The 26,120-nt window shown below is 39.5% G+C and carries 15 protein-coding genes and 1 pseudogene; 9 read left to right on the top strand and 7 right to left on the bottom strand.

Features of this window, described 5'->3' with window-relative positions; all coding sequences use genetic code 11:
* From HT731_RS07805 to HT731_RS07770, 8 genes and pseudogenes are all read left to right on the top strand, one after another.
* Positions 1–4,794 (top strand): ZmpA/ZmpB/ZmpC family metallo-endopeptidase (locus tag HT731_RS07805; RefSeq protein WP_173278395.1); only part of this gene is annotated, 4,794 nt, incomplete at its 5' end.
* Between the two features lie 41 nt (positions 4,795–4,835).
* Positions 4,836–10,856 (top strand): SIALI-17 repeat-containing surface protein, encoded by a 6,021-nt coding sequence (locus HT731_RS07800; RefSeq protein ID WP_188113891.1) that lies wholly within the window; start codon positions 4,836–4,838, stop codon positions 10,854–10,856.
* Between the two features lie 210 nt (positions 10,857–11,066).
* Positions 11,067–11,918, top strand: coding sequence for a ribosome biogenesis GTPase YlqF (gene ylqF, locus HT731_RS07795; RefSeq protein ID WP_173278392.1), 852 nt, complete (start codon positions 11,067–11,069; stop codon positions 11,916–11,918).
* A complete protein-coding gene (locus HT731_RS07790; RefSeq protein ID WP_173278391.1) occupies positions 11,905–12,684 on the top strand; it encodes a ribonuclease HII in 780 nt (259 codons plus the stop codon). The genes ylqF and HT731_RS07790 overlap by 14 nt, the downstream gene beginning before the upstream one ends.
* Before the next feature lie 16 nt (positions 12,685–12,700).
* On the top strand, positions 12,701–14,251 hold the full coding sequence (locus HT731_RS07785) for a ClC family H(+)/Cl(-) exchange transporter (RefSeq protein ID WP_173278390.1): 1,551 nt from the start codon (positions 12,701–12,703) through the stop codon (positions 14,249–14,251).
* 67 nt (positions 14,252–14,318) lie between these two features.
* A complete protein-coding gene (locus HT731_RS07780) occupies positions 14,319–14,762 on the top strand; it encodes a MepB family protein (RefSeq protein WP_049540162.1) in 444 nt (147 codons plus the stop codon).
* A gap of 270 nt (positions 14,763–15,032) precedes the next feature.
* Positions 15,033–16,103, top strand: coding sequence for a tyrosine recombinase XerS (xerS, locus tag HT731_RS07775; protein ID WP_173278389.1), 1,071 nt, complete (start codon positions 15,033–15,035; stop codon positions 16,101–16,103).
* 262 nt (positions 16,104–16,365) lie between these two features.
* Positions 16,366–16,524: pseudogene (locus tag HT731_RS07770) on the top strand (integrase); the annotation flags it as partial.
* A gap of 87 nt (positions 16,525–16,611) precedes the next feature.
* Here HT731_RS07770 and eno read toward each other — a convergent pair.
* Entirely contained in the window at positions 16,612–17,916 is a 1,305-nt protein-coding gene (gene eno, locus HT731_RS07765; RefSeq protein ID WP_173278388.1) for a surface-displayed alpha-enolase, read from the bottom strand.
* A gap of 163 nt (positions 17,917–18,079) precedes the next feature.
* Here eno and HT731_RS07760 point away from each other — a divergent pair, with 163 nt between their 5' ends.
* On the top strand, positions 18,080–18,526 hold the full coding sequence (locus HT731_RS07760; RefSeq protein WP_033680226.1) for a DUF1694 domain-containing protein: 447 nt from the start codon (positions 18,080–18,082) through the stop codon (positions 18,524–18,526).
* On the opposite strand, the gene HT731_RS07755 is transcribed toward HT731_RS07760, so the two are convergent.
* Genes HT731_RS07755 through glgB form a run of 6 tightly spaced genes read right to left on the bottom strand, consistent with a single transcriptional unit; the run spans position 18,523 to position 25,969 of the window.
* Positions 18,523–19,638 (bottom strand): glycerate kinase, encoded by a 1,116-nt coding sequence (locus tag HT731_RS07755; protein ID WP_173278387.1) that lies wholly within the window; start codon positions 19,636–19,638, stop codon positions 18,523–18,525. The genes HT731_RS07760 and HT731_RS07755 overlap by 4 nt on opposite strands.
* A gap of 8 nt (positions 19,639–19,646) precedes the next feature.
* The gene (serB, locus tag HT731_RS07750; protein ID WP_173278386.1) at positions 19,647–20,291 is read right to left on the bottom strand and encodes a phosphoserine phosphatase SerB; all 645 of its coding nucleotides are present in this window, start codon (positions 20,289–20,291) and stop codon (positions 19,647–19,649) included.
* 58 nt (positions 20,292–20,349) lie between these two features.
* Complete coding sequence (gene glgA / locus HT731_RS07745) at positions 20,350–21,783, bottom strand: glycogen synthase GlgA (RefSeq protein WP_173278385.1); 1,434 nt, start codon at positions 21,781–21,783, stop codon at positions 20,350–20,352.
* The gene (glgD, locus tag HT731_RS07740) at positions 21,780–22,919 is read right to left on the bottom strand and encodes a glucose-1-phosphate adenylyltransferase subunit GlgD (protein ID WP_173278384.1); all 1,140 of its coding nucleotides are present in this window, start codon (positions 22,917–22,919) and stop codon (positions 21,780–21,782) included. The genes glgA and glgD overlap by 4 nt, the downstream gene beginning before the upstream one ends.
* Positions 22,909–24,051 (bottom strand): glucose-1-phosphate adenylyltransferase, encoded by a 1,143-nt coding sequence (locus HT731_RS07735; protein WP_173278383.1) that lies wholly within the window; start codon positions 24,049–24,051, stop codon positions 22,909–22,911. Before HT731_RS07735 ends, glgD begins: the two co-directional genes overlap by 11 nt.
* Positions 24,041–25,969 carry a 1,4-alpha-glucan branching protein GlgB gene (glgB, locus tag HT731_RS07730; RefSeq protein WP_173278382.1) on the bottom strand — a complete coding sequence of 643 codons (1,929 nt, stop codon included), beginning with the start codon at positions 25,967–25,969 and terminating at the stop codon, positions 24,041–24,043. The genes HT731_RS07735 and glgB overlap by 11 nt, the downstream gene beginning before the upstream one ends.
* Between the last annotated feature and the right edge of the window lie 151 nt (positions 25,970–26,120).

Raw genomic sequence — 26,120 nt, 5'->3', positions numbered from 1 at the left:
GTAAGTGACAAAGGCGAGCCAGCAGTCCAACCAGCGTTACCAGAAGCTGTTGTAACCGACAAAGGGGAGCCTGCAGTTCAACCAGAGTTGCCAGAAGCTGTTGTAACCGATAAAGGTGAACCTGCAGTTCAGCCTGAATTACCAGAAGCTGTTGTAAGTGATAAAGGCGAACCTGCAGTCCAACCCGCTTTACCAGAAGCTGTTGTAACTGAAAAAGGGGAACCTGCAATCCAACCAGCGTTACCAGAAGTAGTAGTAACCGACAAAGGCGAACCTGAAGTTCAACCTGCGTTACCAGAAGCTGTTGTAAGTGATAAAGGCGAACCTGCAGTCCAAGCAGAGTTGCCAGAGGCTGTAGTAAGTGACAAAGGTAAACCTGCAGTCCAACCAGAGCTACCAGAAGCCGTTGTAAGTGACAAAGATGAACCTGAAGTCCAGCCAGAATTACCAGAAGCTGTTGTTACTGATAAAGGTGAACCTGCGGTCCAACCAGAGTTGCCAGAAGCTGTAATAACCGACAAGAGTGAGCCTGCAGTCCAAGCAGAGTTGCCAGAAGCTGTAATAACCGACAAGGGTGAGCCTGCGATCCAGCCAGCGTTACCAGAAGCTGTTGTAAGTGATAAAGGCGAACCTGCAGTCCAACCCGCCTTGCCAGAAGCTGTTGTAAGTGACAAAGGCGAACCTGAAGTCCAACCAGCGTTACCAGAAGCTGTTGTAAGTGATAAAGGCGAATCTGCAGTCCAAGCAGAGTTACCAGAGGCTGTTGTAACCGACAAAGGCGAACCTGCAGTCCAACCCGCCTTGCCAGAGGCTGTAGTAAGTGACAAAGGTGAGCCTGAACAGGTAGCCCCACTTCCAGAATACACTGGTGATATTGATCAAGTAAAGCCAGATATTCCGACTGAAAAAACGAAAGAGCAGGATCCAGAAAAAACACTCGAATTAAGAAATGTTTCGGATATTGAGTTGTACAGCCAGACGAATGGGACTTATAAACAACATATCTCATTGGATGGAATTCCAAAGAATACGGATAATTACTTTGTCAAGGTAAAATCTTCGGCATTTAAAGATGTCTATCTGCCAGTCGCCTCAATAACTGAAGAGGAAAGAAATGGTCAGCCAGTTTATAAAATCACAGCCAAAGCTGAGAAACTCCAGCAAGAGCAGAACAATAAATATGTCGACCATTTCACCTTCTACCTCGATAAGAAGTCTAAAGAGGAAAAGACAAACTTTACTTCCTTTAGTAATCTGGTCAAAGCTATAAACCAAAATCTCTCTGGAACCTATCATTTAGCGGCCAGCCTGAATGCTAACGAAGTGGAGCTTGGTCCTGATGAAAGATCCTATATCAAGGGAACCTTTACTGGTCAGTTGATTGGAGAAAAAGATGGTAAGAAGTATGCTATTTATAACTTGAAAAAACCTCTGTTTGAAAACTTGAGTGGTGCTACAGTAGAAAAACTGAGTCTAAAAAATGTTACTATTTCAGGGAAAAATGATATTGCTTCACTGGCAAATGAAGCTCAGAATGGCACAAAGATCAAACAAGTTCATGTCGATGGTGTTCTGGCTGGAGAACGCGGTATCGGTGGTTTGTTGGCTAAGGCAGACCAATCAAGCATCACAGAGAGTAGTTTCAAGGGAAGAATTATCAATACCTATGAAACAACTGCTGCCTATAATATCGGTGGTCTGGTCGGTCATTTGACAGGAAACAAAGCTTCGCTGACTAAGTCAAAAGCGACAGTAGCCATTTCATCCAACACCAATAGTTCAGATCAGACTGTTGGTGGGCTAGCAGGTCTAGTAGACCAAGATGCGCATATACAGGATAGCTATGCTGAAGGTGATATCAACAATGTCAAGCACTTTGGTAGAGTTGCGGGTGTGGCTGGATATTTGTGGGATCGAAAGACGAATGAGGAACAGCATGCAGGAAGGTTGACCAATGTACTAAGTGATGTCAATGTAACCAACGGGAATGCTATTACCGGTTACCACTACAATGGAATGAAGGTGAAGGACACATTCAGCAGCAAGGCGAACAGAGTATACAATGTCACCTTGGTTAGGGATGAAGTCGTCAGCAAAGAATCCTTTGAAGAAAGAGGAACAATGCTAGAGGCTTCTGAAGTGACTAACAAAAAAGCAGAAATCAATCCTCTCACTCCTCCAACAGTGGAGCCCCTTTCAACAAGTGGTAGTAAAGAAAGTGATTTTTCTAAGGTGAAGCATTATCAAGCTAACCGTGCTTTGGTTTATAAGAACATTGAAAAATTGTTACCTTTCTATAACAAGGCGACCATCGTGAAATACGGAAACCTGGTCAAGGAGAACAGTCTCTTATATCAAAAAGAACTCTTGTCCGCAGTTATGATGAAGGATGACCAAGTCATCACAGATATTGTTTCCAACAAACAGACTGCAAATAAACTCTTGCTTCACTATCAGGACCATTCATCTGAGAAGCTCGATCTCAAGTACCAGACTGATTTTGCCAAGCTAACAGAATATAGTTTAGGGGATACAGGACTCCTCTACACTCCAAATCAATTCTTGTATGACCAAGACTCTATCATTAAGCAAGTCTTACCTGACTTACAAAAGATTGACTATAAGTCGGATGCCATCAGAAAGACACTCGGAATTTCTCCAGATGTCAAGCAAACTGAGCTCTATCTGGAAGACCAGTTCGCCAAAACAAAACAAGATTTGGCAAACAGTTTGAAAAAACTCTTGTCAGCAGATGCTGGACTTGTTGGTGACAACCCAGTTACCAGAGGCTATCTTGTAGATAAAATCAAGAAAAATAAGGAAGCCTTGCTACTCGGTTTAACTTATTTAGAACGTTGGTATAACTTTAGCTATGGTCAAGTGAATGTCAAAGACCTAGTTATGTATCATCCGGACTTCTTTGGTAAAGGAAATACTTCACCATTAGATACTCTGATTGAGTTAGGTAAATCTGGCTTTAACAATCTTCTTGCTAAAAACAATGTCGATACTTATGCTATCAGTCTTGCCAGCCATCATGGAACGACAGATTTGTTTAGCACGCTAGAAAATTACCGAAAAGTCTTTTTACCAAACACTAGCAATAATGACTGGTTTAAAAAACAGACCAAAGCTTTCATTGTCGAAGAAAAATCCACTATTGCAGAGGTCAAAGCCAAGCAAGAGCAAGCAGGGACTAAGTATTCTATCGGTGTTTATGACAGAATTACTAGTAGTACTTGGAAATACCGCAATATGGTCTTGCCTCTCCTCACCTTGCCAGAAAGATCTGTATTTGTCATCTCGACCATGTCTAGTCTAGGATTTGGAGCTTATGATCGTTACCGCAATAGTGACTACAAAGCTGGAGATGAACTCAATAAGTTTGTTGAAGATAATGCGCGTGAAACAGCCAAGCGTCAGCGAGATCACTACGATTATTGGTATCGTATTTTAGATAAAGAAGGACGTGAAAAGCTCTATCGTACGATTCTACTTTATGATGCCTATAAGTTTGGAGATGATACAACATCTGGAAAAGCTACAGTTGAGGCTAAGTTTGATAGTACCAATCCGGCGATGAAGAATTTCTTTGGTCCAGTGGGGAATAAAGTAGTTCACAATCATCATGGTGCTTATGCAACTGGAGATGGCGTTTACTATATGTCCTATCGTATGTTAGATAAGGATGGAGCTATCACCTATACCCATGAGATGACACATGATTCAGATCAGGATATTTACCTTGGTGGCTATGGTCGAAGAAGTGGCTTAGGACCGGAGTTCTTCGCAAAAGGCTTATTGCAAGCTCCTGACCAACCAAGTGATGCAACCATTACCATCAACTCTATCTTGAAACATAAAACATCAGATAGTACAGAAGGTCAGCGATTGCAAGTGCTTGATCCAACTACAAGATTTAATAACGCAGCAGATCTTCAGAACTACGCCCACAATATGTTTGATGTCGTTTACATGTTGGAATATCTCGAAGGGCAATCTATCGTGAAGCAATTAGATACGTATCAGAAAATGACAGCCCTGAGAAAAATCGAGAATAAATACGTAAAAGATCCTGCAGATGGAAATGAGGTTTACGCTACTAACGTTGTACAAAATCTGACAGAAGAAGATGCCAAAAAATTGACTACCTTTGATAGTTTGATTACAAATAATATCTTGTCAGCTCGTGAATATAAGTCTGGGGAATATGAAAGAAACGGTTACTATACGATTAAACTCTTCGCCCCAATCTATTCGGCTCTGAGCAGTAAGGGAACTCCGGGTGATTTGATGGGACGTAGGATAGCTTATGAACTTTTGGCTGCCAAAGGTTTTAAGGATGGAATGGTACCTTATATCTCAAACCAATACGAGGAAATTGCTAAACAACAAGGGAAAACTATCAATCTTTATGGTAAAGAACGAGGATTGGTGACAGATGATCTTGTTTTGGAAAAGGTATTTGAAGGTAAGTATAAAACTTGGGCAGAATTTAAGACAGCTATGTACCAAGAACGGGTGGGTCAGTTTGGGAACTTGAAGCAGGTTACCTTCAACGATCCAACTAAATCTTGGGCAAGTTTTGCAAGAAAGACGATTCATAGTGTAGAAGAACTGCAGCGATTAATGGACGAAGCTGTCCGTAAGGATGCAGATGAGAATCGTTATTCTTGGGACAACTATAATCCAGAATATGATAGTGCAGTTCATAAGTTAAAGAGAGCAGTGTTTAAGGCCTATCTAAATCAAACTGATGATTTTAGAAGTTCAATTTTTAAGAATAAAAAATAGTGTTTACTATTAGGAAATAAAATTAAAGAAGGTGATTACGCTTGTCATTATTTAAAAAAGAACGGTTTTCAATCCGAAAAATCTGTGGGATTGTTGGTTCAGTTTTACTCGGAAGTATCTTGGTTGCGCCGTCAGTCATTCATGCTTCTACCTATCATTACATTGAAAAAAGCGCTCTTACAAAGGAAGAACAAAGCAAGATTCAAGCAGGAATTCCTACTGATAATGAGGTAACTTATGCTCTTATTTATCAGCAGGAAGCTCTTCCTGCAACAGGTTCATCGACTTCTGTGCTTACAGCTTTAGGTCTATTAGCTGTTGGTAGTTTAGTCCTTTTGGTTCATAAAAAGAAAAAAGTTAGTAGTTTGTTCTTAGTTACTACTATCGGACTGATTAGTCTTTCTAGTATGCAAGCTCTCGATATAAGCAATCCTTTGAAAGCTCCAAGTCATGAAGGAGTAGTTCAAATTGCTGGATATCGTTATATTGGATACTTACCCCTTAATGATGATGCAATTTCAGAAATTCAACATAAAGCTGAGGGGACAAAAAATGTTCCAGTATCTGAAATTCAAAATGTTCATAATGAAGCGCCTAAAGCAGAAAAAACTAAAAATCCAGAGTCTGTAAGCACCGTTCCAAACGAGACAACTAAATCAGAGAAATCTGAATACACTAAACCCGTAGGCACAGTTCCAGATGAGGCTCCTAAGGCTGAGAAACCAGAACATACAGCACCAGTTGGTGGTAATCTGGTTGAGCCTGAAGTTCATGAAAAACCAGAATACACTCAACCTGTGGGTACAGTGCCTGACGAAGCACCTAAAGCTGAGAAGTCAGAGTACACTGCTCCAGTAGGCACAGTCCCTGACGTTGCTCCTAAGTATGAGAAGCCAGCATACACTGAGCCTGTAGGTATGGCTCCAGACGAAGCACCTAAAGCAGAGAAACCAGAATACACTCAACCAGTGGGCACAGTACCTGATGAAGCACCTAAAGCAGAGAAACCAGAATATACAGCACCAGTTGGTGGTAATCTGGTAGAACCTGAGGTTCAACCAGCCTTACCCGAAGCCGTTGTGACTGAAAAAGGGGAACCTGAAGTTCAACCAGCATTACCAGAAGCCGTTGTGACTGAAAAAGGGGAACCAGAAGTTCAACCAGCCTTACCAGAAGCTGTTGTAACTGAAAAAGGAGAACCAGAAGTTCAACCAGCCTTACCAGAAGCTGTTGTAACTGAAAAAGGAGAACCTGAAGTTCAACCAGCATTACCAGAAGCTGTTGTAACTGAAAAAGGAGAACCAGAAGTTCAAGCTGAGTTGCCAGAAGCTGTAGTCACAGAAAAGGGTGAACCTGAGGTTCAACCGGCATTACCCGAAGCTGTTGTAACTGATAAAGGCGAACCGGAAGTTCAGCCAGCCTTACCCGAAGCAGTTGTGACTGACAAAGGGGAACCTGAAGTTCAACCAGCCTTACCCGAAGCTGTTGTAACTGATAAAGGTGAGCCAGAAGTTCATGAAAAACCAGCATACACTGAACCGGTAGGCACAGTTCCAGAAGAAGCACCCAAGTCCGAGAAGTCAGAATACACGGAATCTGTAGGTACAACAGGAGTAGATGAAACAGGAAACTTAATTGATCCGCCGGTTATTGAAATCTCAGAGTATACCGATCCACTAGCTACAGTTCCTGACGTTGCTCCAGAGAGAGAAGAGCTTCCTGCCTTACATACTGATATTCGTACAGAGACTATTCCTAAAACTATCACAGAAGAATCTGATTCTAGCAAATTTATAGGTGATGATTCTATTAAACAAGTTGGTGAGGATGGCGAACGTCAAATTGTTACTAGCTATGAAGAGTTACATGGCAAAAAAATCAGTGACCCAGTTGAAACAGTAACTATTTTGAAAGAAATGAAGCCTGAAATTCTTGTAAAAGGTACCAAAGAAAAGCCCAAAGAAAAAACGGCTCCTGTTTTGACTCTGACCACTGTATCTAAGGATGTTTTAGCTAAGTCTGCTACAATTAATTACAATCTAGAAAATCAAGACAATGCTACAATTACACGCATTGTAGCGACTATTAAAGAAGGTGGAAAAATTGTAAAAACGCTTGATTTAAAAACCGATAACTTATCTCAAGTATTAGAGAACTTAGACTATTACAAAGATTATACGATTTCAACCACTATGACTTATGATATAGGTAAGGGTGCAGAAGTATCGACTTTGGAAGATAAACCTTTACGCTTAGATTTAAAGAAAGTTGAGTTGAAAGATATTGCAAATACCAGTCTCGTACAAGTAAACGAAAGCGGTGTCGAAAGCGATAGTAATCATTTAACCTCTCTTCCAAGTAATGTTAACAACTATTACTTAAAAGTAACCTCCAGAGAAAACAAAGTGACTCGTTTAGCAATTGATAAGATTGAAGAGGTCATTGAGGAAGGTAAGCAGCTTTACAAGATAACGGCAAAAGCACCTGACTTAGTTCAACGTGATAAAGACGGTAAGTTAAGAGACACTTACACTTATTATCTTGAAAAACCGAGGGCTACCGAGGATAAGGTTTATTACAACTTCCATGATTTAGCAAAAGACATGCAAGCAAATCCTACCGGTGAGTTTAAACTTGGTGCAGATTTGAATGCAGTTAACGTTAAGCCAGCAGGTAAAGCTTATGTTATGGCTAAGTTTAGAGGTACTTTATCAAGTGTAGAGAATCATCAGTACACGATTCATAACTTAGAAAGACCTTTGTTTAATGAGGCTGAAGGTGCTACACTCAAAAACTTTAACTTAGGTAATGTAAATATAAACATGCCTTGGGCTGATAAAGTTGCACCTATTGGTAATATGTTTAAGAAGTCTACACTTGAGAATATCAAAGTAGTAGGTTCAGTAACAGGAAATAATGATGTAACCGGTGCTGTTAATAAGTTAGACGAAGCTAATATGCGCAATGTAGCTTTTATTGGCAAGATTAATAGTCTTGGAGATAAAGGCTGGTGGTCTGGTGGACTTGTCAGCGAAAGTTGGATAAGTAACGTTGATAAAGCTTACGTTGATGCTAAGATTAGTGCCAATAAATCTAAATATGGTGGTTTAATTGGTAAACTAGATCATGGTATTGACTCGATGACAGTAGGTAAAAAAGGATTTCTCCGAAATGCTGTAATAAAAGGTACTATGAATTTGATTCAGCATGGCGAAAGTGGAGGTGTAATTCATAACAACTTTAACTGGGGTGTTATTGAAGACGTCGTAACAATGCTTAAAGTAAATAATGGTGAAATTGTCTATGGTTCACCAGCCTTGAATGATAATGACCAATATTTTGGATTAGATAATATCAAACGTGTAAATTATGTAAATGGTGTTGCAAGTGGTTTATCTTCCTACAAACATTCAAATCGTATTACTGGTATCTCTCAAGAAGAAGCAGATGCTAAAATCGCTAAGATGAATATCACAGCCAACACCTTTACTATTCAAGATCCAGTTGTAAACAAGTTAAATCGTATCGTTGATAGAGATTCTGAATATAAAGCGATTCAGGACTACCAAGAAACAAGAAACCTAGCTTATCGAAACTTGGAAAAACTTCAACCATTTTATAACAAAGAGTGGATTGTAAACCAAGGGAATAAGCTAACAGATGAGTCCAATCTTGTTAAGAAAACCGTTCTGTCTGTAACGGGTATGAAAGCAGGGCAGTTTGTAACTGATTTATCGGATATTGATAAGATTATGGTTCACTATGCTGATGGTACAAAAGAAGAGTTAGCTGTAACTGCTAAAACGGACTCTAAAGTAGCTCAAGTAAAAGAGTATGATGTGGCAGGTCAAAACATTGTCTATACTCCAAATATGGTTATGAAGAATCGTAACCAGTTAGCAAGCGGTATTAAAGAGAAGTTAGCTAGTGTTACCTTACTTTCAGATGAAGTTCGTAGCTTGATGGATCAGCGTGATAAACCTTGGAAGAACACACCAGATAAGAAAACTGAGTATATTAAAGGCTTGTATTTCGAAGAAAGCTTTGAAGAAGTAAAAGGAAACTTAGAAAAACTTGTTAGTCAGATTTTAGAAAATGAAGATCATCAGTTAAACGGTGGGGAAGTAGTTGAGCGTGCTTTACTTAAGAAAGTTGAAGATAACAAAGCTAAAATTATGATGGGACTGACTTATCTTAATCGTTACTATGATATCAAATATGGTGATTTGAGTATCAAAGATATTATGATGTTTAAACCTGACTTTTATGGTAAGACACCAAGTGTATTAGATCGTTTGATTCAAATTGGGTCAAGAGAGCATTTCTTAAAAGGTGACCGTACGCAAGATGCTTACAAAGAAGTGATTGCTGGTGCAACTGGTAAAGGTGATTTACGTAGCTTCTTAGACTACAACATGCGTTTATTTACAGAAGATAAAGATTTGAATGACTGGTTTATTCATTCTGCGAAAAACGTTTATGTAGTAGAACCTGAAACAAGCACAGAAGTCTTTAAAGATAAGCGTCACCGTGTATTTGATGGTTTAAATAATGATATTCACGGTCGTATGATTTTACCATTGCTCAATTTGAAGAAAGCTCATATATTTATGATTTCTACCTATAACACTTTAGCTTATAGTTCATTTGAGAGATATGGTAAAAATACAGAGGAAGCGAGAGAGTCTTTAAAACCTAAGATTAATTTAGTAGCAAAAGCACAACAAAGATACCTAGACTTTTGGTCTCGTTTAGCTCTTCCGAGTGTACGTGATAAACTCCTTAAGAGTCAAAATATGGTACCGACTCCTGTGTGGGACAGTCAGTGGTATGACGGCATTCCCGATGCAAATCGTCAAGGTTATGGACGAGGTGGTGCAGTGGTATCTCCTATTCGTGAGCTATTCGGCCCGACTGATCGTTGGCATCAAGTAAATGGCGCTATGGGTGCGATGGCTAAGATTTATGGTGACCCGTATAAAGACGATCAAGTGTATTTCATGGTTACGAAAATGTTAGACGACTTTGGTATTTCAGCCTTCACCCATGAAACGACTCACGTTAACGATAGAATGGTTTACTACGGAGGTCATAGACACCGTGAAGGTACTGATTTAGAAGCCTTCGCTCAAGGTATGTTACAAACTCCTGATAAGTCTACTCCAAATAGTGAATACGGTGCGCTCGGTATCAATATGGCTTATGAGCGTAAAAATGATGGAGAGCAACTTTATAACTATGATCCAGCTAAGTTAGACAGTCGAGACAAGATTGATAGTTATATGAAAAACTACAATGAGTCTATGATGATGTTAGATTACTTAGAAGCTACTGCAGTTATTAAGCAGAAGTTATCTGATAACTCTAAGTGGTTCAAGAAGATGGATAAAGAGTGGCGCACCAATGCGGATAGAAACCGTTTAATTGGAGAACCACACCAGTGGGACAAATTGCGTGACTTGACGGAAGAAGAGAAGAAATTACCAATTGATAGCATTGACAAGTTGGTAGATAATAACTTTGTAACTCTTCATGGTATGCCAAATAACGGTCGCTTCCGTACGGAAGGTTTTGATAGTGCTTATCAAACTGTCAATATGATGGCAGGTATCTTTGGCGGGAATACGAGTCGAAGCACCGTAGGTTCTATTTCCTTTAAACACAATACTTTCCGTATGTGGGGTTACTATGGTTATGAAAATGGCTTTATCCCTTATGTTTCTAACAAGTTAAAAGGTGATGCCAACAGAGAAAATAAAGGGCTTTTAGGTGATGATTTCATTATCAAGAAAGTTTCTAATAATCAATTCCAAAACCTCGAAGAGTGGAAGAAACATTGGTATCATGAAGTGTATGCGAAAGCACAGAAAGGCTTTGTTGAGATTGAAGTAGACGGTTCTAAAATTTCAACTTATGCTCAACTCCAAGACTTATTTAACACTGCTGTTGAGAAAGACTTGAAAGAAGGTGGTTTCAAGCATACCGAAGGCCTCAAGTGGAAAGTTTATAAGAAATTGTTGCAAAACACAGATGGTTTCTTAAATCCGTTGTTTAAAATATAAAGGGGACAGTTTTTGCTCCCTCTGAAAAGTCATCATTTGATGGCTTTTTTCTATTCAGGGAGCTTGAAGGGCTATAGAAGTCATGATATAATATAAAGTAGATTTCTGTATTATAAAACAAAAATTGTTTGAACATCATTCATTTTATGTTCAAGCGATAGTAAAATAAAATAGGGGCTCTAAACCCTTGATACGAAAGGAAAAAACTCAATGGCAACTATTCAATGGTTTCCTGGTCACATGTCTAAAGCGCGTCGACAGGTGCAGGAGAATTTAAAATTTGTTGATTTTGTGACGATTTTGGTTGATGCACGCTTACCTCTATCTAGTCAAAATCCTATGTTGACTAAGATTGTTGGTGACAAACCAAAACTCTTGATTTTAAACAAGGCGGACTTGGCTGATCCAGCAATAACCAAGGAATGGCGTCAATATTTTGAATCACAAGGAATCCAGACGCTAGCTATCAACTCCAAAGAGCAAGTAACTGTAAAAGTTGTAACTGATGCTGCTAAAAAGCTCATGGCTGATAAAATTGCTCGCCAGAAAGAACGTGGGATTAAGATTGAAACCTTGCGTACCATGATTATCGGGATTCCAAACGCTGGTAAATCAACTCTCATGAACCGCTTAGCTGGTAAGAAGATTGCCGTTGTCGGTAACAAACCAGGTGTGACCAAGGGGCAACAATGGCTCAAAACCAATAAAGACCTGGAAATCTTGGATACACCAGGGATTCTCTGGCCTAAGTTCGAAGACGAAACTGTCGCTCTTAAACTAGCCTTGACTGGAGCTATCAAAGACCAGTTGCTTCCTATGGATGAGGTGACCATTTTTGGTATCAATTATTTCAAAGAACATTATCCAGAAAAGCTGGCTGAACGCTTCAAACAAATGAAAATTGAAGAAGAAGCTCCTGTTATTATTATGGACATGACCCGCGCCCTCGGTTTCAGAGACGACTATGACCGTTTCTACAGTCTCTTCGTGAAGGAAGTCCGTGATGGTAAACTCGGTAACTATACCTTAGATACATTGGAAGACCTAGATGGCGACGATTAAAGAAATAAAAGAACTCCTTGCAACAGTCAAGGATTTAGAAAGCCCTATTTTTTTAGAACTTGAAAAGGATGGTCGCTCTGGAGTTCAAAAGGAAATCAGCAAGCGTAAAAAAGCCATTCAAGCTGAATTAGATGAAAATTTGCGTTTGGAATCCATGCTTTCTTATGAAAAAGAACTTTATAAGCAAGGATTGACCTTAATTGCTGGTGTTGATGAGGTCGGCCGTGGTCCTCTTGCTGGCCCTGTAGTCGCGGCAGCCGTTATTTTACCTCAAAATTGTAAGATTAAAGGTCTCAACGATAGCAAGAAAATTCCTAAAAAGAAGCATCTGGAGATTTTCAAAGCAGTTCAAGACCAAGCCTTGTCAATCGGGATTGGTATCATGGATAATCAGGTCATCGACCAAGTCAATATCTATGAAGCGACCAAACTGGCTATGAAGGAAGCAATCTCCCAACTCAGTCCTCAACCTGAGCACCTTTTGATAGATGCTATGAAACTGGATTTACCAATTTCACAAACCTCCATCATCAAAGGTGATGCTAATTCCCTTTCAATTGCAGCAGCTTCCATAGTAGCCAAGGTGACACGTGATGAATTGATGAATGACTACGATCAGCAGTTCCCTGGCTATGATTTTGCTGCTAATGCAGGATATGGAACAGCTAAACACCTGGTAGGACTTGAAAAACTAGGAGTTACCACAATTCATCGAACCAGCTTTGAACCAGTAAAATCACTGGTTTCAGGAGAAAAAGAAAGTTAAGTTAGAAGGAATGATTATGGAGGAACAGTCAGAAACACTCAGTTCCAAGAAAGAATTTGCCTTTGCCTCAAGTACTATATTATCCCAAGTTGGACGAGGAATCCTTGTTGGTCTCGTTGTTGGAATTATCGTTGGATCCTTTCGTTTCTTAATTGAAAAAGGATTCCACCTGATACAAGGATTTTATCAAGATCAAGCGCACCTAGTGCGCAATCTTTTTGTACTGGTTTTATTTTACATACTCATCTGCTGGCTCAGTGCGAAATTAACTCGGTCAGAAAAAGATATCAAAGGCTCAGGAATTCCTCAAGTCGAAGCAGAATTAAAGGGATTGATGAGTCTCAACTGGTGGAGCGTTCTCTGGAAAAAATATGTGCTAGGTATTCTTGCTATTGCCAGTGGACTCATGCTGGGGCGTGAGGGACCCAGTATTCAACTTGGAGCGGTCGGCGGTAAAGGAATTGCCAAGTGGCTCAAATCCAGTCCAGTAGAGGAGCGTTCCCTGATTGCGAGTGGAGCTGCCGCTGGTCTAGCTGCAGCCTTTAATGCACCGATTGCAGGACTTCTCTTTGTGGTAGAAGAAGTTTATCACCATTTTTCACGCTTTTTCTGGGTATCTACTCTCGCAGCTAGTCTCGTAGCAAACTTTGTTTCTTTACTCATATTTGGCCTAACACCCGTACTGGATATGCCAGACAATATCCCACTCATGACCCTTGATCAGTATTGGATTTACTTGGTTATGGGAGTTTTTCTTGGACTATCTGGTTTTCTCTATGAGAAAGCTGTGCTCAATGTTGGTCGAGTTTATGATTGGCTTGGTCAAAAAATCCATTTGGATAGGGCTTATTACCCAATTCTTGCCTTTATTCTCATCATACCAGTGGGAATCTTCTTACCCCAAATCCTTGGTGGTGGAAATCAGGTCGTCCTTTCCCTAACTGAGCAAGATTTTAGTTTCCAAGTTCTATTAGCTTACTTTTTGATTCGCTTTGTTTGGAGCATGATTAGCTATGGAAGTGGCCTTCCAGGAGGAATTTTTCTACCCATTCTGGCGCTTGGTTCCTTGCTTGGTGCCCTAGTTGGTGTCATTTGTGTGAATATTGGACTTGTCAGTCAGGAGCAATTTCCTATATTTGTCATTCTGGGAATGAGTGGCTATTTTGGAGCAATATCCAAGGCTCCCTTAACTGCCATGATTCTGGTAACCGAGATGGTAGGCGACATTCGCAACCTCATGCCACTTGGCTTAGTAACCTTAGTAGCTTACATCATCATGGATTTGCTCAAGGGGGCACCAGTCTATGAGGCTATGTTGGAAAAAATGCTGCCTGAAGAAGCGACAGATGAAGGAGAAGTCACTCTCATTGAAATCCCTGTATCTGACAAAATCGCTGGAAAACAAGTACACGAACTCAACTTGCCACATAACGTACTCATCACCACCCAAGTCCATAATGGCAAGAGCCAGACCGTTAATGGCTCAACCAGAATGTATCTGGGGGATATGATTCATCTGGTTATTCCCAAAAGTGAAATTGGAAAAGTCAAAGATTTGTTGTTGTAGGTTTTTACATAATTTATATTATGTAAACAATTTAATTAAGAAAATTCCAAGGAGGACCTACATCATAATGAGAATACTTGATGTTCTACATAAATTTTATGGTGATTTTGAATTCATTAAAGAAAAGTGTAATGAAAAATACGAAGGCATCCTCATCAATATAAAGGAAGATGAAGATAAAGAATATAAAAGATGCCGCTTGGCAAAAAGAACACCGAAAAAAGAAGGATATTTTACAGCATTTTGGAAAAAAGACCAAAATAACAAGAACATTCCTTATACCAATGAAGATTTGGGAGATGAACTCGTTATTGTTGTTATCGATAATGATAAGAGCGGACTTTTTATTATTTCAAATGAAGAGGCTATCAGTAGAAAAATTCTATCAACAAAAGACAACAATGGGAAAATGTCTATGAGATTTTATCCACCTTGGTGCACAAATTTAAATACAACGGCTCTAGCAACACAAAATTGGCAATTGAAATTTTTTAGAGAAATTGAATTATAAGAATAATTTTTTCTAATTTTAATTGGAAAACGTTAAAAATTTTTTAATGGATTCATATATACAAAAAAGACTTGGTTTTTATTCCACATAAAATCAGGTTTTTTTTAGTCTAATGACCTATTTCTAGTAGTATTTATAAAGTAAATATAAAGTAAATCTTTTTTATCACTTTAAAAGCTCTTATAACATCTTTCCGAAAAACTATAATTTTCTTGAAAAATGTATAAGTCTATGCTATACTACTAGTAGACTTATTTATGGAGAAAATACATGAAACGCGAGATTTTACTGGAACGAATCGACAAACTAAAACAAATCATGCCCTGGTATGTTTTGGAATACTACCAATCTAAGCTTGCCGTTCCCTACAGTTTTACCACCTTGTACGAATACCTCAAGGAATACGATCGATTTTTCAGCTGGGTTTTGGAGTCTGGTATATCAAACGCCGATAAAATGTCTGATATTCCTTTATCTGTCTTGGAAAATATGTCTAAGAAAGACGTGGAAGCTTTTATCCTTTATCTACGTGAACGTCCTTTGCTGAACGCCAATACAACCAAGCAAGGTGTTTCTCAGACGACAATCAACCGCACCTTGTCAGCCCTTTCTAGTCTTTACAAGTATTTGACCGAGGAGGTTGAAAACGACCAGGGCGAACCTTATTTCTATCGAAATGTAATGAAGAAAGTTTCAACCAAGAAAAAGAAAGAAACGCTTGCTGCTAGAGCTGAAAACATCAAGCAAAAACTTTTTCTAGGTGATGAAACAGAAGGTTTTCTGACTTATATCGACCAGGAGTACCCACAACAGCTCTCAAATCGTGCTCTATCATCGTTCAATAAAAATAAGGAACGTGATTTAGCCATTATTGCTCTTCTCTTAGCGTCAGGTGTTCGCTTATCTGAAGCTGTTAATCTGGATCTAAGAGATCTCAATCTCAAGATGATGGTTATTGATGTCACTCGAAAAGGTGGTAAACGTGACTCGGTCAATGTCGCAGCCTTTGCTAAGCCTTATCTAGAGAATTATCTAGCCATTCGAAGTCAACGCTATAAGACGGAAAAGACGGATACAGCCCTCTTTTTAACACTCTATAGAGGTGTTCCCAATCGTATCGATGCTTCCAGCGTGGAAAAGATGGTTGCTAAGTACTCTGAGGACTTCAAAGTCCGCGTAACTCCCCACAAACTCCGCCATACCCTAGCAACTAGGCTCTATGATGCAACTAAATCGCAAGTTTTGGTTAGCCACCAGCTAGGACACGCCAGTACGCAAGTCACTGACCTCTATACTCATATCGTCAATGATGAACAAAAGAATGCTCTGGACAGTTTATAAATTACATAAAATAAATTATGTAATAAATTAGAAAGGGATTCAATAAACTATTAATTTTATTTGATCATATCAAATAAAATTGCTAACAGAGTAAACAGCTTTAAAGAATATGAAATAAAATTTATGTAGCCACTAGCTTGCCTTTCTTTGTAGTATCCTGGATATGCAAATCACTTATAATTGGTATTCATCTTAAAATAAGAGGATCCCACAAAAATAAATCAAATTGAGCACCTATAAAAACATACTGCCTGCGATGGCCAATATTTTAGCAGAAAATAAAATTCCTTTAAAAACAATCATGGACAGGGTTGGTCATTCTGATTCTGAGGTCACCACTTCCATCTACACACACGTTACAAAAAACATGAAAGATGAAGCAATCAATGTACTGGACAAAGTAATGAAAAATATTTTTTAAAAAGTTATGCCCCTTTTATGCCCCCTGAACACAAAAATAGCCCTTCGGATTTTATCCGAAGGGCTAGAAACGTTGTTAAATCAACGATTATTTTTTAAGGTTGTAGAATGATTTCAATCCACGGTATTCAGCTACTTCACCAAGTTGGTCTTCAATGCGAAGCAATTGGTTATATTTAGCGATACGGTCTGTACGTGAAAGTGAACCAGTTTTGATTTGTCCTGCGTTTGTTGCAACTGCGATGTCAGCGATTGTTGAATCTTCAGTTTCACCTGAACGGTGTGATACAACGGCAGTGTAACCAGCTTCTTTAGCCATTTCGATAGCATCAAATGTTTCAGTAAGAGTACCGATTTGGTTAACTTTGATAAGGATTGAGTTAGCAGCTCCTTCAGCAATACCTTTTTCAAGGTAAGCAGTGTTTGTTACGAAGAAGTCGTCACCAACCAATTGAACTTTACCACCAAGACGTTCAGTAAGAGCTTTCCATCCATCCCAGTCGTTTTCGTCCATACCATCTTCGATAGTGATGATTGGGTATTTGTTAACCAATTCTTCAAGGTAGTCGATTTGTTCTGCAGATGTACGAACAGCAGCGCCTTCACCTTCAAATTTAGTGTAGTCGTAAACTTTACGTTCTTTATCGTAGAATTCTGATGACGCACAGTCAAATCCGATAAATACGTCTTTACCTGGAACATATCCAGCAGCTTCAATCGCAGCAAGGATAGTTTCAACACCGTCTTCAGTTCCTTCGAAACGAGGAGCGAATCCACCTTCGTCACCTACGGCAGTTTCCAAACCACGTGATTTAAGGATTTTCTTAAGAGCGTGGAAGATTTCAGCACCGTAACGAAGAGCTTCTTTAAATGTTGGTGCACCAACTGGCAAGATCATGAACTCTTGGAAAGCGATTGGAGCGTCAGAGTGAGAACCACCGTTGATGATGTTCATCATTGGAGTTGGAAGAACTTTAGTGTTGAATCCACCAAGGTAGCTGTAAAGTGGGATTTCAAGGTAGTCAGCAGCAGCACGAGCTACAGCGATAGACACACCAAGGATTGCGTTTGCACCCAATTTACCTTTGTTAGGAGTACCGTCAAGTGCGATCATAGCACGGTCGATAGCTTGTTGGTCACGTACATCGTAACCGATGATAGCTTCAGCAATGATGTTGTTTACATTGTCAACAGCTTTTTGTGTACCAAGACCACCGTAACGAGATTTGTCACCGTCGCGAAGTTCAACTGCTTCGTGTTCACCAGTAGAAGCTCCTGATGGAACCATACCACGTCCGAAAGCACCTGATTCAGTGTAAACTTCTACTTCAAGTGTTGGGTTACCGCGTGAGTCTAGGACTTCGCGAGCGTAAACATCAGTAATAATTGACATTTTTTACTCTCCTTATGAGTTAAATTTTTTACACCTCTATAATACCTTAAAAACCCTCCTTTTTCAAGAAAAAACGTTATCTTTGTGTAAATTTTCCTTAACTTTATTAAGCAACCGCTTTCTTTTATATGTTTTCTTTTTATTTTTATGATATACTATTTTCATGACAGATTTATCAAAACAATTACTTGAAAAAGCTCATGGTGGGCCAAAATTAAATCCGGATGAGCAAAGACGCTATCTTGGTACCTTTGAGGAAAGAGTTCTTGGATATGCAGATATTGACACAGCAAATAGCCCTCAGTTAGAAAAAGGCTTTTTATCTATTTTAGAAAACCTTCAGGAAAAGTCTGAGCCACTATTTGTGAAGATTTCACCAACTATCGAATTTGACAAGCAAGTTTTCTATTTGAAGGAAGCTAAAGAAACCGATAGTCAAGCTACCATTGTATCTGAAGAGCATACTTCTTCTCCTTTTGGCCTGATTATTCACACCAATGCACCAGTTCAAGTAGAAGAAAAGGATCTTCGACTTGCTTTTCCAGAACTTTGGGAAGGTAAAAAGGAAGAACCTGCCAAAACATCCATTTGGAAAAAATGGTTTGGCTAAATCTTAGGCATATTTAATAAATTTCCAATATTGGTAGCCGTATGCTCTAAATAGATACTGGCATTTTTCAAACTATCTTCTAAAGGTTCACTTTTCTCCAAAATAGAAAAGGCAGCTTGGATATTTTCAAATGGTAGGGAAGGTAAATCTTCAGCGAGACTACCGCAAATAGCAATAACAGGAACTCCGACAGGGGTTCTTTTTGCTACACCAATTGGTGCTTTCCCTGCTAAACTTTGACGATCTAGTCTTCCTTCCCCAACAATAACCAAGTCAGCATCAGAAACTTTCTTATCAAAGTCAATCAAGTCTAGGCAGGTGTCAATCCCAGATACGATACTTGCATGAGCAAAGGCACACAAACCACCAGCAATACCTCCACCAGCACCTGCTCCTTTAATTTCCAATGTTGCAGGTGAAACTTTTTCATAAAAATTTTGTATCGTCTGATCTACGGCCTTAAACATAGTAGGATCTAGGCCTTTTTGTTTTCCAAAAATGTAGGTCGCACCTTGATGACCACATAAGGGACTCACGACATCTGCTAAAATACGAATTTGAACATCTTCAGGAATTTCATAGCAATCTTCTGTTGAAACAGAAGCTAATTTTAGCAAGGATTGACCGCATGCAGGCAAGACATTTCCATTCCTATCATAAAATTGATAACCTAAAGCAGCAGCAATCCCCAGTCCTCCATCATTACTGGCCGTACCACCAACGCCAATATAAATTTCTTTAATCCCTTGAGCAATGAGGTGGCAAATCAATTCTCCAATACCACAAGTTTGGATTTGCAGTGGATTTCGTTCCTCCGGCGGAATTTTTCCAAGGCCGACCAAGTCAGCTACTTCAAATAGGGCTAATTCCCCTTTTTGAGAATAGCGGATGGCTTCTTCTTGACCAAAAGGTCCTGTCACTTGAATCCTTTTTTCTTCCATGTCAAGAGAATGTCGGATAGCATCTACAGTACCTTCTCCCCCATCACCAACAGGGCAGAGGAGACAGTCTACATCTGCTAGCGATTGTTGGAACCCTCTCTTAATAGCTTCAGCAACCTGCTCTGCAGTCAAGCTTTCCTTAAACGAATCTGGTGCAATTACAATCTTCATATTTTCCCTCATTCTAAAAAGTCAATCAAAGGAAGAATTTCTAACAAATCCCTCTTGTCAACATGATGTGGTATTTCTTTTTTCAGAACTTCTTTGGCACAAAAAGCGACTCCTATTCCCGCTGACTTTAGCATCAATAGATCATTGGCCCCATCACCGATTGCAACTGTTCTTTCTTTAGAGAGTTTGAGTTCCTTTCTCCATTTTTCCAGAGTTGCTTGTTTGACTTCAGGGCTTATAGTTGCTCCAACTAATTCCCCTGTTAGAAAACCGTCTTTGACTTCAAGTTTGTTGGCAGAAAAATAGGTAATGCCAAGGGATTTGGCTAATCTCTCAACTATTGGACTAAATCCACCGGACACCAGACCTACTAGTATGCCATTCTTTTGGAGAATAAAAACGAATTTCTGAGCATTTGGCGATAGATGAATAGAGTTGAAGACTTTCTCAAAGACCGAAACAGGAAGACCTGCCAATAAGGATACTCTTTTTCTTAAACTGCTTTCAAAGTCTAACTCTCCTCGCATTGTCCGACTTGTAATCTGCGAAATTTCCTCCTCACGACCTGCCTCTCTTCCCAACAAATCAATCACTTCTTCTAGGATTAAGGTTCCATCAACATCCATAACACACAAGCCTTTTACTTGAGACATCAGTTCTCCTCTCTAAATAGCCCAAAAATCGTATGAAGTCATCATACGATTTTATCTATTAGTTAACTAAACTATGGTACAAGTCAAGGTATGATTTGCAGGCTGTATCCCATGAGAAATCACACTCCATAGCTTGTTTTTGTAGGTTTCTCCAAACGTCAGGATGGTTTCTATACAAGTCCAATGCTGTTTGGAAAGTCCAATTTAACCAATAAGGAGATAGATTGTCAAAGCTAAAGCCTGTACCGCTTCCTTCTATTGGATTAAAAGCTTGAACAGTATCTCGCAAACCACCAACTTCATGAACCAATGGCAAGGTTCCGTACCGCATCGCCATCATTTGAGACAAGCCACATGGTTCAAAACGACTCGGCATGAGGAAGAGGTCACAAGCAGCATAGATTTCTTGAGCTAGTTTGACATCAAAAGTGATATTTGCTGATAGCTTGTCAGGATAAATCTGAGCAAACCATGAGAAAGCTCCTTCAAAGGCTGGATCTCCAGTTCCCAAAAGCACAATCTGAACATCATTTTGCAAGATATGGTGAAGACTTTCCACCACGACATCAAAACCTTTTTGACGTGTCAAACGAGAAACAATTCCCACCAGTGGAACGTCAGCTCTAACTGGCAAGCCAACTCTTTCTTGCAATTTTGCCTTGTTCTGGGCTTTACCAGACAAATCTTCCTGATTGAAATGATAGTCTAAAAGAGTATCCGTCTGAGGATTATACAGGTCAGCATCAATCCCGTTCACGATACCAGATACCTTGCCAGATTCCATTCGAAGAATCTGATCCAAGTTACATCCGAACTGACTGGTCATAATTTCATGAGCATAACTAGGCGAAACTGTTGAAACACGGTCAGCATAGAGGATACCAGCCTTCATCCAGTTCAGACAGTTGTTCCAGCGAAGGGTGCCATCAGCGTAACGTTCAAAGCCAACTCCAAACAAGTCACCCAACATTCCTTCTGAAAATTGTCCTTGGAATTCCAAATTATGAATGGTTAAAACAGTTTTAATGCCTTGATAGGCTTGAATCCAACGGTATTTTTCCTTTAACAAGAAAGGAATCATAGCTGTATGGTAGTCATGAACATGGAGAAGGTCAGGAATGAAGTCAATTCTTTCCATAGCATCAATGGCAGCCAGTTGGAAAAAGGCAAAGCGTTCTCCGTCGTCAAAATCACCATAAACATGACCACGGAAGAAATAATATTGATTGTCAATAAAGTAGAAAGTTACACCGTTTAAGACGGTTTTCTTAATCCCACAGTACTGTCTGCGCCAACCGACGCTCACCTCAAAATGAAGAACATCTTCAATCTGATTTCCAAATTTAGCCTCTACCATGTCATAGTAGGGTAAAATCACTGCAACTTCGTGCCCAGCTTTTACCAGTGATTTGGGAAGAGCGCCAATGACGTCTCCCAAACCACCTGTTTTTGAAAAGGGAGCACCCTCTGCTGCTACAAATAAAATTTTCATGAATGAATATCCTCTGTTACTTTAGCACCTTTCTTAACGACGACTGGATGCTCTGCAGTTCCACGGATTACAACGCCAGGCTCAACTTCAACACCCTTGTCCAAGATAGCATATTCTACCTGAGCTCCTTCTCCAATAACAACACGAGGGAAGAGCAGGCTATCTTTAACCAGGCTATCATTGTGTACATGAATATTACGTGATAGAACAGAATTTGCCACATGACCTTCAATGATACTACCAGACGCAAACTGAGAAGTACTTACCTTAGATGTATTAGCATAATAAGTTGGCTCTTCGTTTTTAACCTTTGTATAAATCTTTTGGTTTGGAGTAAAGAGAGAGTAAAATTTTTGAGATTCAAGCATATCTTTGTTAGCTTGGTAATAAGACTCTACAGAGTGAATATTTGCCAGATAACCTGTGTACTCGTAGGCAAAAGCCCCTTCTTTTGCAGCCAAATCCCGTAAAACATAGCGTAACTTCTCTGGATGTTCTTTCTTAGCTTCTTCTTCTAAGCGTTCAATCAACCACGGTGTATCAACGACAAAGATATCTGTGGACATATTATAGACTTCATCTGATGATTTACTATCAAAGAGTTTATGAGAACGAACATGGTCTGTTTCATCCACTTCCAAGATTGCATTGACTTCTGAAATATCTTTCTTAGGAAGTTTCTTATAAACTACAGTGATAGGTCCCTTTGTTGTAGTGTGTAGATGGAAAACTTGGTTCAAATCGATATTAATCAAAACATCACAGTTTAGTGAAACTGTTTGGTTTGAGCCAGAACGTTTCAAATAAGTAAGAAGCTGTTGGTAGTATTCTTTTCCAACTGTACTACTTTCCACACGGGTACTGTAAATACCTAGATAATAGTGACTTAGAAGAGTTGACAAGCCCCACTCACGTCCTGAACGAATATGGTCAAAGACTGAGCTAATATTGTCTTGTTGGAAAATACCAAAAATACTACGAACACCAGCGTTAGCAAGACTTGATAGCGGGAAGTCAATCAAGCGATATTTACCACCAAATGGCAAACTAGCTACTGGACGGTGGTCTGTCAGTGTTGACATATCATGAAAACCAACTGTGTTTCCTAAAATGGCAGAATATTTATCAATCTTCATCTGTTGCTACCCCCACTACTTCATCATATCCTACAACTTGTACTTCTTCTGTTCCATCAATTTCGACGCCATCAGAAATAACTGCACCTTCACCAATAATGGCACGTTTAATTTTAGCTCCCTGACCAACAATTGCACCACTCATAATAACTGAATCTACTACTTCTGCCCCTTCGCGAACTTGTGCTCCTGTTGAAAGGATAGAATGTTTAACAGTTCCATCAACGAAGCATCCATCTACAACTAAGGAGTCTTCCACATGAGCGTTGGCCCCAAGGAAGTTTGGTGGTGAAATCAAGTTTCTTGAGTAAATCTTCCATTGACGGTTACGACTATCCAAGGAATTTTCTGGAGAAATGTACTCCATGTTCGCTTCCCAAAGCGACTCAATCGTACCAACGTCTTTCCAGTAACCATTAAATTCATAAGCATAGACACTTTCACCAGACTCAAGGTAATTTGGAATGACATTCTTACCAAAGTCTGACATATCGACATTACTCTTTTCAGCAGCAACTAGCATATTGCGAAGGCGTTGCCAATCAAAGATGTAAATCCCCATAGATGCTTTGGTAGATTTAGGTTGGGCTGGTTTCTCTTCAAATTCTACAATACGATTGTTAGCATCTGTGTTCATGATACCAAAACGGCTTGCTTCTTTCAGAGGAACATCAAGAACTGCTACTGTCAAACTAGCATTATTATCCTTGTGAGACTGGAGCATATCATCATAGTCCATTTTGTAGATGTGGTCCCCAGATAGAATCAAAACATACTCAGGATTAACACTGTCGATATAGTCGATATTTTGGTAAATAGCGTGACTAGTCCCTTCAAACCAACGATTTCCTTCACTTGCTGAATAAGGTTGAAGAATAGAGACACCAGAATTGATACCGTCTAATCCCCAACTTGAACCATTCCCAATATGATTGTTAAGAGCAAGTGGTTGATACTGTGTGATTACTCCAACATTGTGAATGCCTGAGTTGGCACAGTTTGAGAGAGCAAAGTCAATGATACGGTAGCGCCCACCAAATTGCACAGCTGGTTTTGCGATGCTTTGAGTGAGTTTACCGAGACGAGTTCCTTGCCCACCAGCAAGAATCAAAGCTAACATTTCATTCTTCATTTTCTACTCCTTTTTTGTTTTTACTTGTGACAATTTTAGTAGGTTTCAAGCGACGCTTGATTTTCCATACACTTGCTCCCATAGCCGGTAGGGTAAAGGTCAAGGTCTGCTCATAATCTTTCCATAGTCCTTCTTGCGTTTGAACAGTTTGATTATGTTCTTTCCAAACGCCTCCCCACTCTTCTAACTCAGTATTCCAAACTTCTTCGTAAATCCCTGCAACAGGAAGTCCAATTGTAAAATCTTTTCGTTCAACAGGTGCCATATTAAAGACACAAACTAACATATCATCCTTTTTACCCTTACGGATAAAGGAAAGAACACTCTGGTCTTGATTATCCGCATCGATGATTTCAATCCCATCATAGCTGGTATCGATTTCCCACAGACAGCGATGGGCTTTGTAAAACTGGTTTAACTGAGAAGTGAAATACTTCATCTTAGCATTCATTGGGTCTTCTAGATTAGACCATTCTAGCTGTTCTTCAGATTTCCATTCTAGAAATTGTCCATATTCACTACCCATGAAGAGCAATTTCTTACCTGGGTGACAAATTTGGTAAGTGTAGAGATTACGCAAACCTGCGAATTGATTATAACGATCTCCCCACATCTTGTGCATCATACTCTTCTTGCCATGAACCACTTCATCGTGCGAGAATGGTAGGAGATAATTCTCCTTGAAGACATACATAAAGCTGAAAGTCACCAGGTTAAAGTCGTATTTACGATAGATCGGATCTTCTTCGTAGAATCGGAGGATATCATTCATCCAGCCCATATTCCACTTATAATCAAATCCTAGACCATCTGAATCCTTGGTGTCAGTAATCTGAGTAGCTGATGAACTTTCCTCAGCTATCATCATAACGTCTGGATGATATTGTTTAATCACATCATTCAGGCGTTGAAGGAAATAATAACCTTCATAGTTGAGATTACCACCATCTTTATTAGGTGTCCATGGAGCATCATCGTAGTCAAGATAGAGCATGTTGCTAACCGCATCCACTCGAATACCGTCCAAATGGTAAAAGTCAATCCAAAACTTGATACTAGAAATCAAGAAGGACTGAACTTCATTTTTTCCAAGGTCAAAATTGAGAGCACCCCAACCGTAGTTATGAGCCTTATGATGGTCTTGGTATTCAAAAGTCGGAGTCCCATCATAATAAGCCAAGGCATCATCATTAATGGTGAAGTGACCAGGCACCCAGTCCACAATAACCCCAATATTGTTTAAGTGACATTCCTCAACAAAATCTTGAAACTCTTCAGGGCGACCATAGGCATGCTCTAAAGCAAAGTAACCCATAAGCTGATAGCCCCAACTCAAACCTAGTGGGTGAGACATCAAAGGCATAAACTCAATATGAGTATAGTTCATCTCAACCAAGTAAGGAATGAGTTCATCTTTCAATTGAGCAAAACTATAAGGGCTACCATCAGGATTTCTCCTCCAAGAACCAGCATGAACCTCGTAAATATTGACAGGACGTTCTTCAAAACTCAAGCGTTTTCTACGGGCTAGCCAGAGACCATCCTTCCATTTCTTTTCTGGAATATCTGTTAAAATAGCACCAGTCCCAGGTCGTGCCTCATACCGTACAGCCAAAGGGTCAATCTTCATCAGCTGATGACCATTTGCACGTGTGATATGATACTTATAAATTTGGCCTTCTTGAGCAAGACTGGTGAAAACTTCCCAAACACCAAATTCATTTCGTTCCATTGGAATTTGATTCTCTACCCAATTGGTGAAATCTCCTACCAAATAAACTGCTTGAGCATTGGGTGCCCACACACGAAAAGTATAGCCATACTCTCCATTTTTTTCTTCCCTATGTGCTCCCAGATAATGCTGGAGGTGAAAATTTTCACCTGCTATAAAGGTTTCTAAAGCTTTTTTCTTATTCATACACCCTCCTATTTCTGTAAGCGTTTTCTATAGATTTATTATACTACCTTTTTAGGGAAGATTCAAGTAAATTACGGAATTTGCTAAAAATTCTTTTGAAAGTCTTCAACAAATTCACTGATGTGTTCAGTTGTAAATCAAGAAAATTTTC

This window comes from Streptococcus sp. k-163, assembly GCF_013277555.1.
In the GTDB taxonomy this organism is placed as follows: Bacteria; Bacillota; Bacilli; order Lactobacillales; family Streptococcaceae; genus Streptococcus.
The sequence above is the reverse complement of the archived record's forward strand: the minus strand, read 5'-3'. Positions and strand labels throughout refer to the sequence as shown.

Coding starts and splice junctions, on each gene's coding strand:
- ylqF (WP_173278392.1), top strand. CDS start 11,067: ATGGCAACTATTCAATGGTTTCCTGGTCACATGTCTAAAGCGCGTCGA.
- HT731_RS07790 (WP_173278391.1), top strand. CDS start 11,905: ATGGCGACGATTAAAGAAATAAAAGAACTCCTTGCAACAGTCAAGGAT.
- HT731_RS07785 (WP_173278390.1), top strand. CDS start 12,701: ATGGAGGAACAGTCAGAAACACTCAGTTCCAAGAAAGAATTTGCCTTT.
- HT731_RS07780 (WP_049540162.1), top strand. CDS start 14,319: ATGAGAATACTTGATGTTCTACATAAATTTTATGGTGATTTTGAATTC.
- xerS (WP_173278389.1), top strand. CDS start 15,033: ATGAAACGCGAGATTTTACTGGAACGAATCGACAAACTAAAACAAATC.
- eno (WP_173278388.1), bottom strand. CDS start 17,916: ATGTCAATTATTACTGATGTTTACGCTCGCGAAGTCCTAGACTCACGC.
- HT731_RS07760 (WP_033680226.1), top strand. CDS start 18,080: ATGACAGATTTATCAAAACAATTACTTGAAAAAGCTCATGGTGGGCCA.
- HT731_RS07755 (WP_173278387.1), bottom strand. CDS start 19,638: ATGAAGATTGTAATTGCACCAGATTCGTTTAAGGAAAGCTTGACTGCA.
- serB (WP_173278386.1), bottom strand. CDS start 20,291: ATGTCTCAAGTAAAAGGCTTGTGTGTTATGGATGTTGATGGAACCTTA.
- glgA (WP_173278385.1), bottom strand. CDS start 21,783: ATGAAAATTTTATTTGTAGCAGCAGAGGGTGCTCCCTTTTCAAAAACA.
- glgD (WP_173278384.1), bottom strand. CDS start 22,919: ATGAAGATTGATAAATATTCTGCCATTTTAGGAAACACAGTTGGTTTT.
- HT731_RS07735 (WP_173278383.1), bottom strand. CDS start 24,051: ATGAAGAATGAAATGTTAGCTTTGATTCTTGCTGGTGGGCAAGGAACT.
- glgB (WP_173278382.1), bottom strand. CDS start 25,969: ATGAATAAGAAAAAAGCTTTAGAAACCTTTATAGCAGGTGAAAATTTT.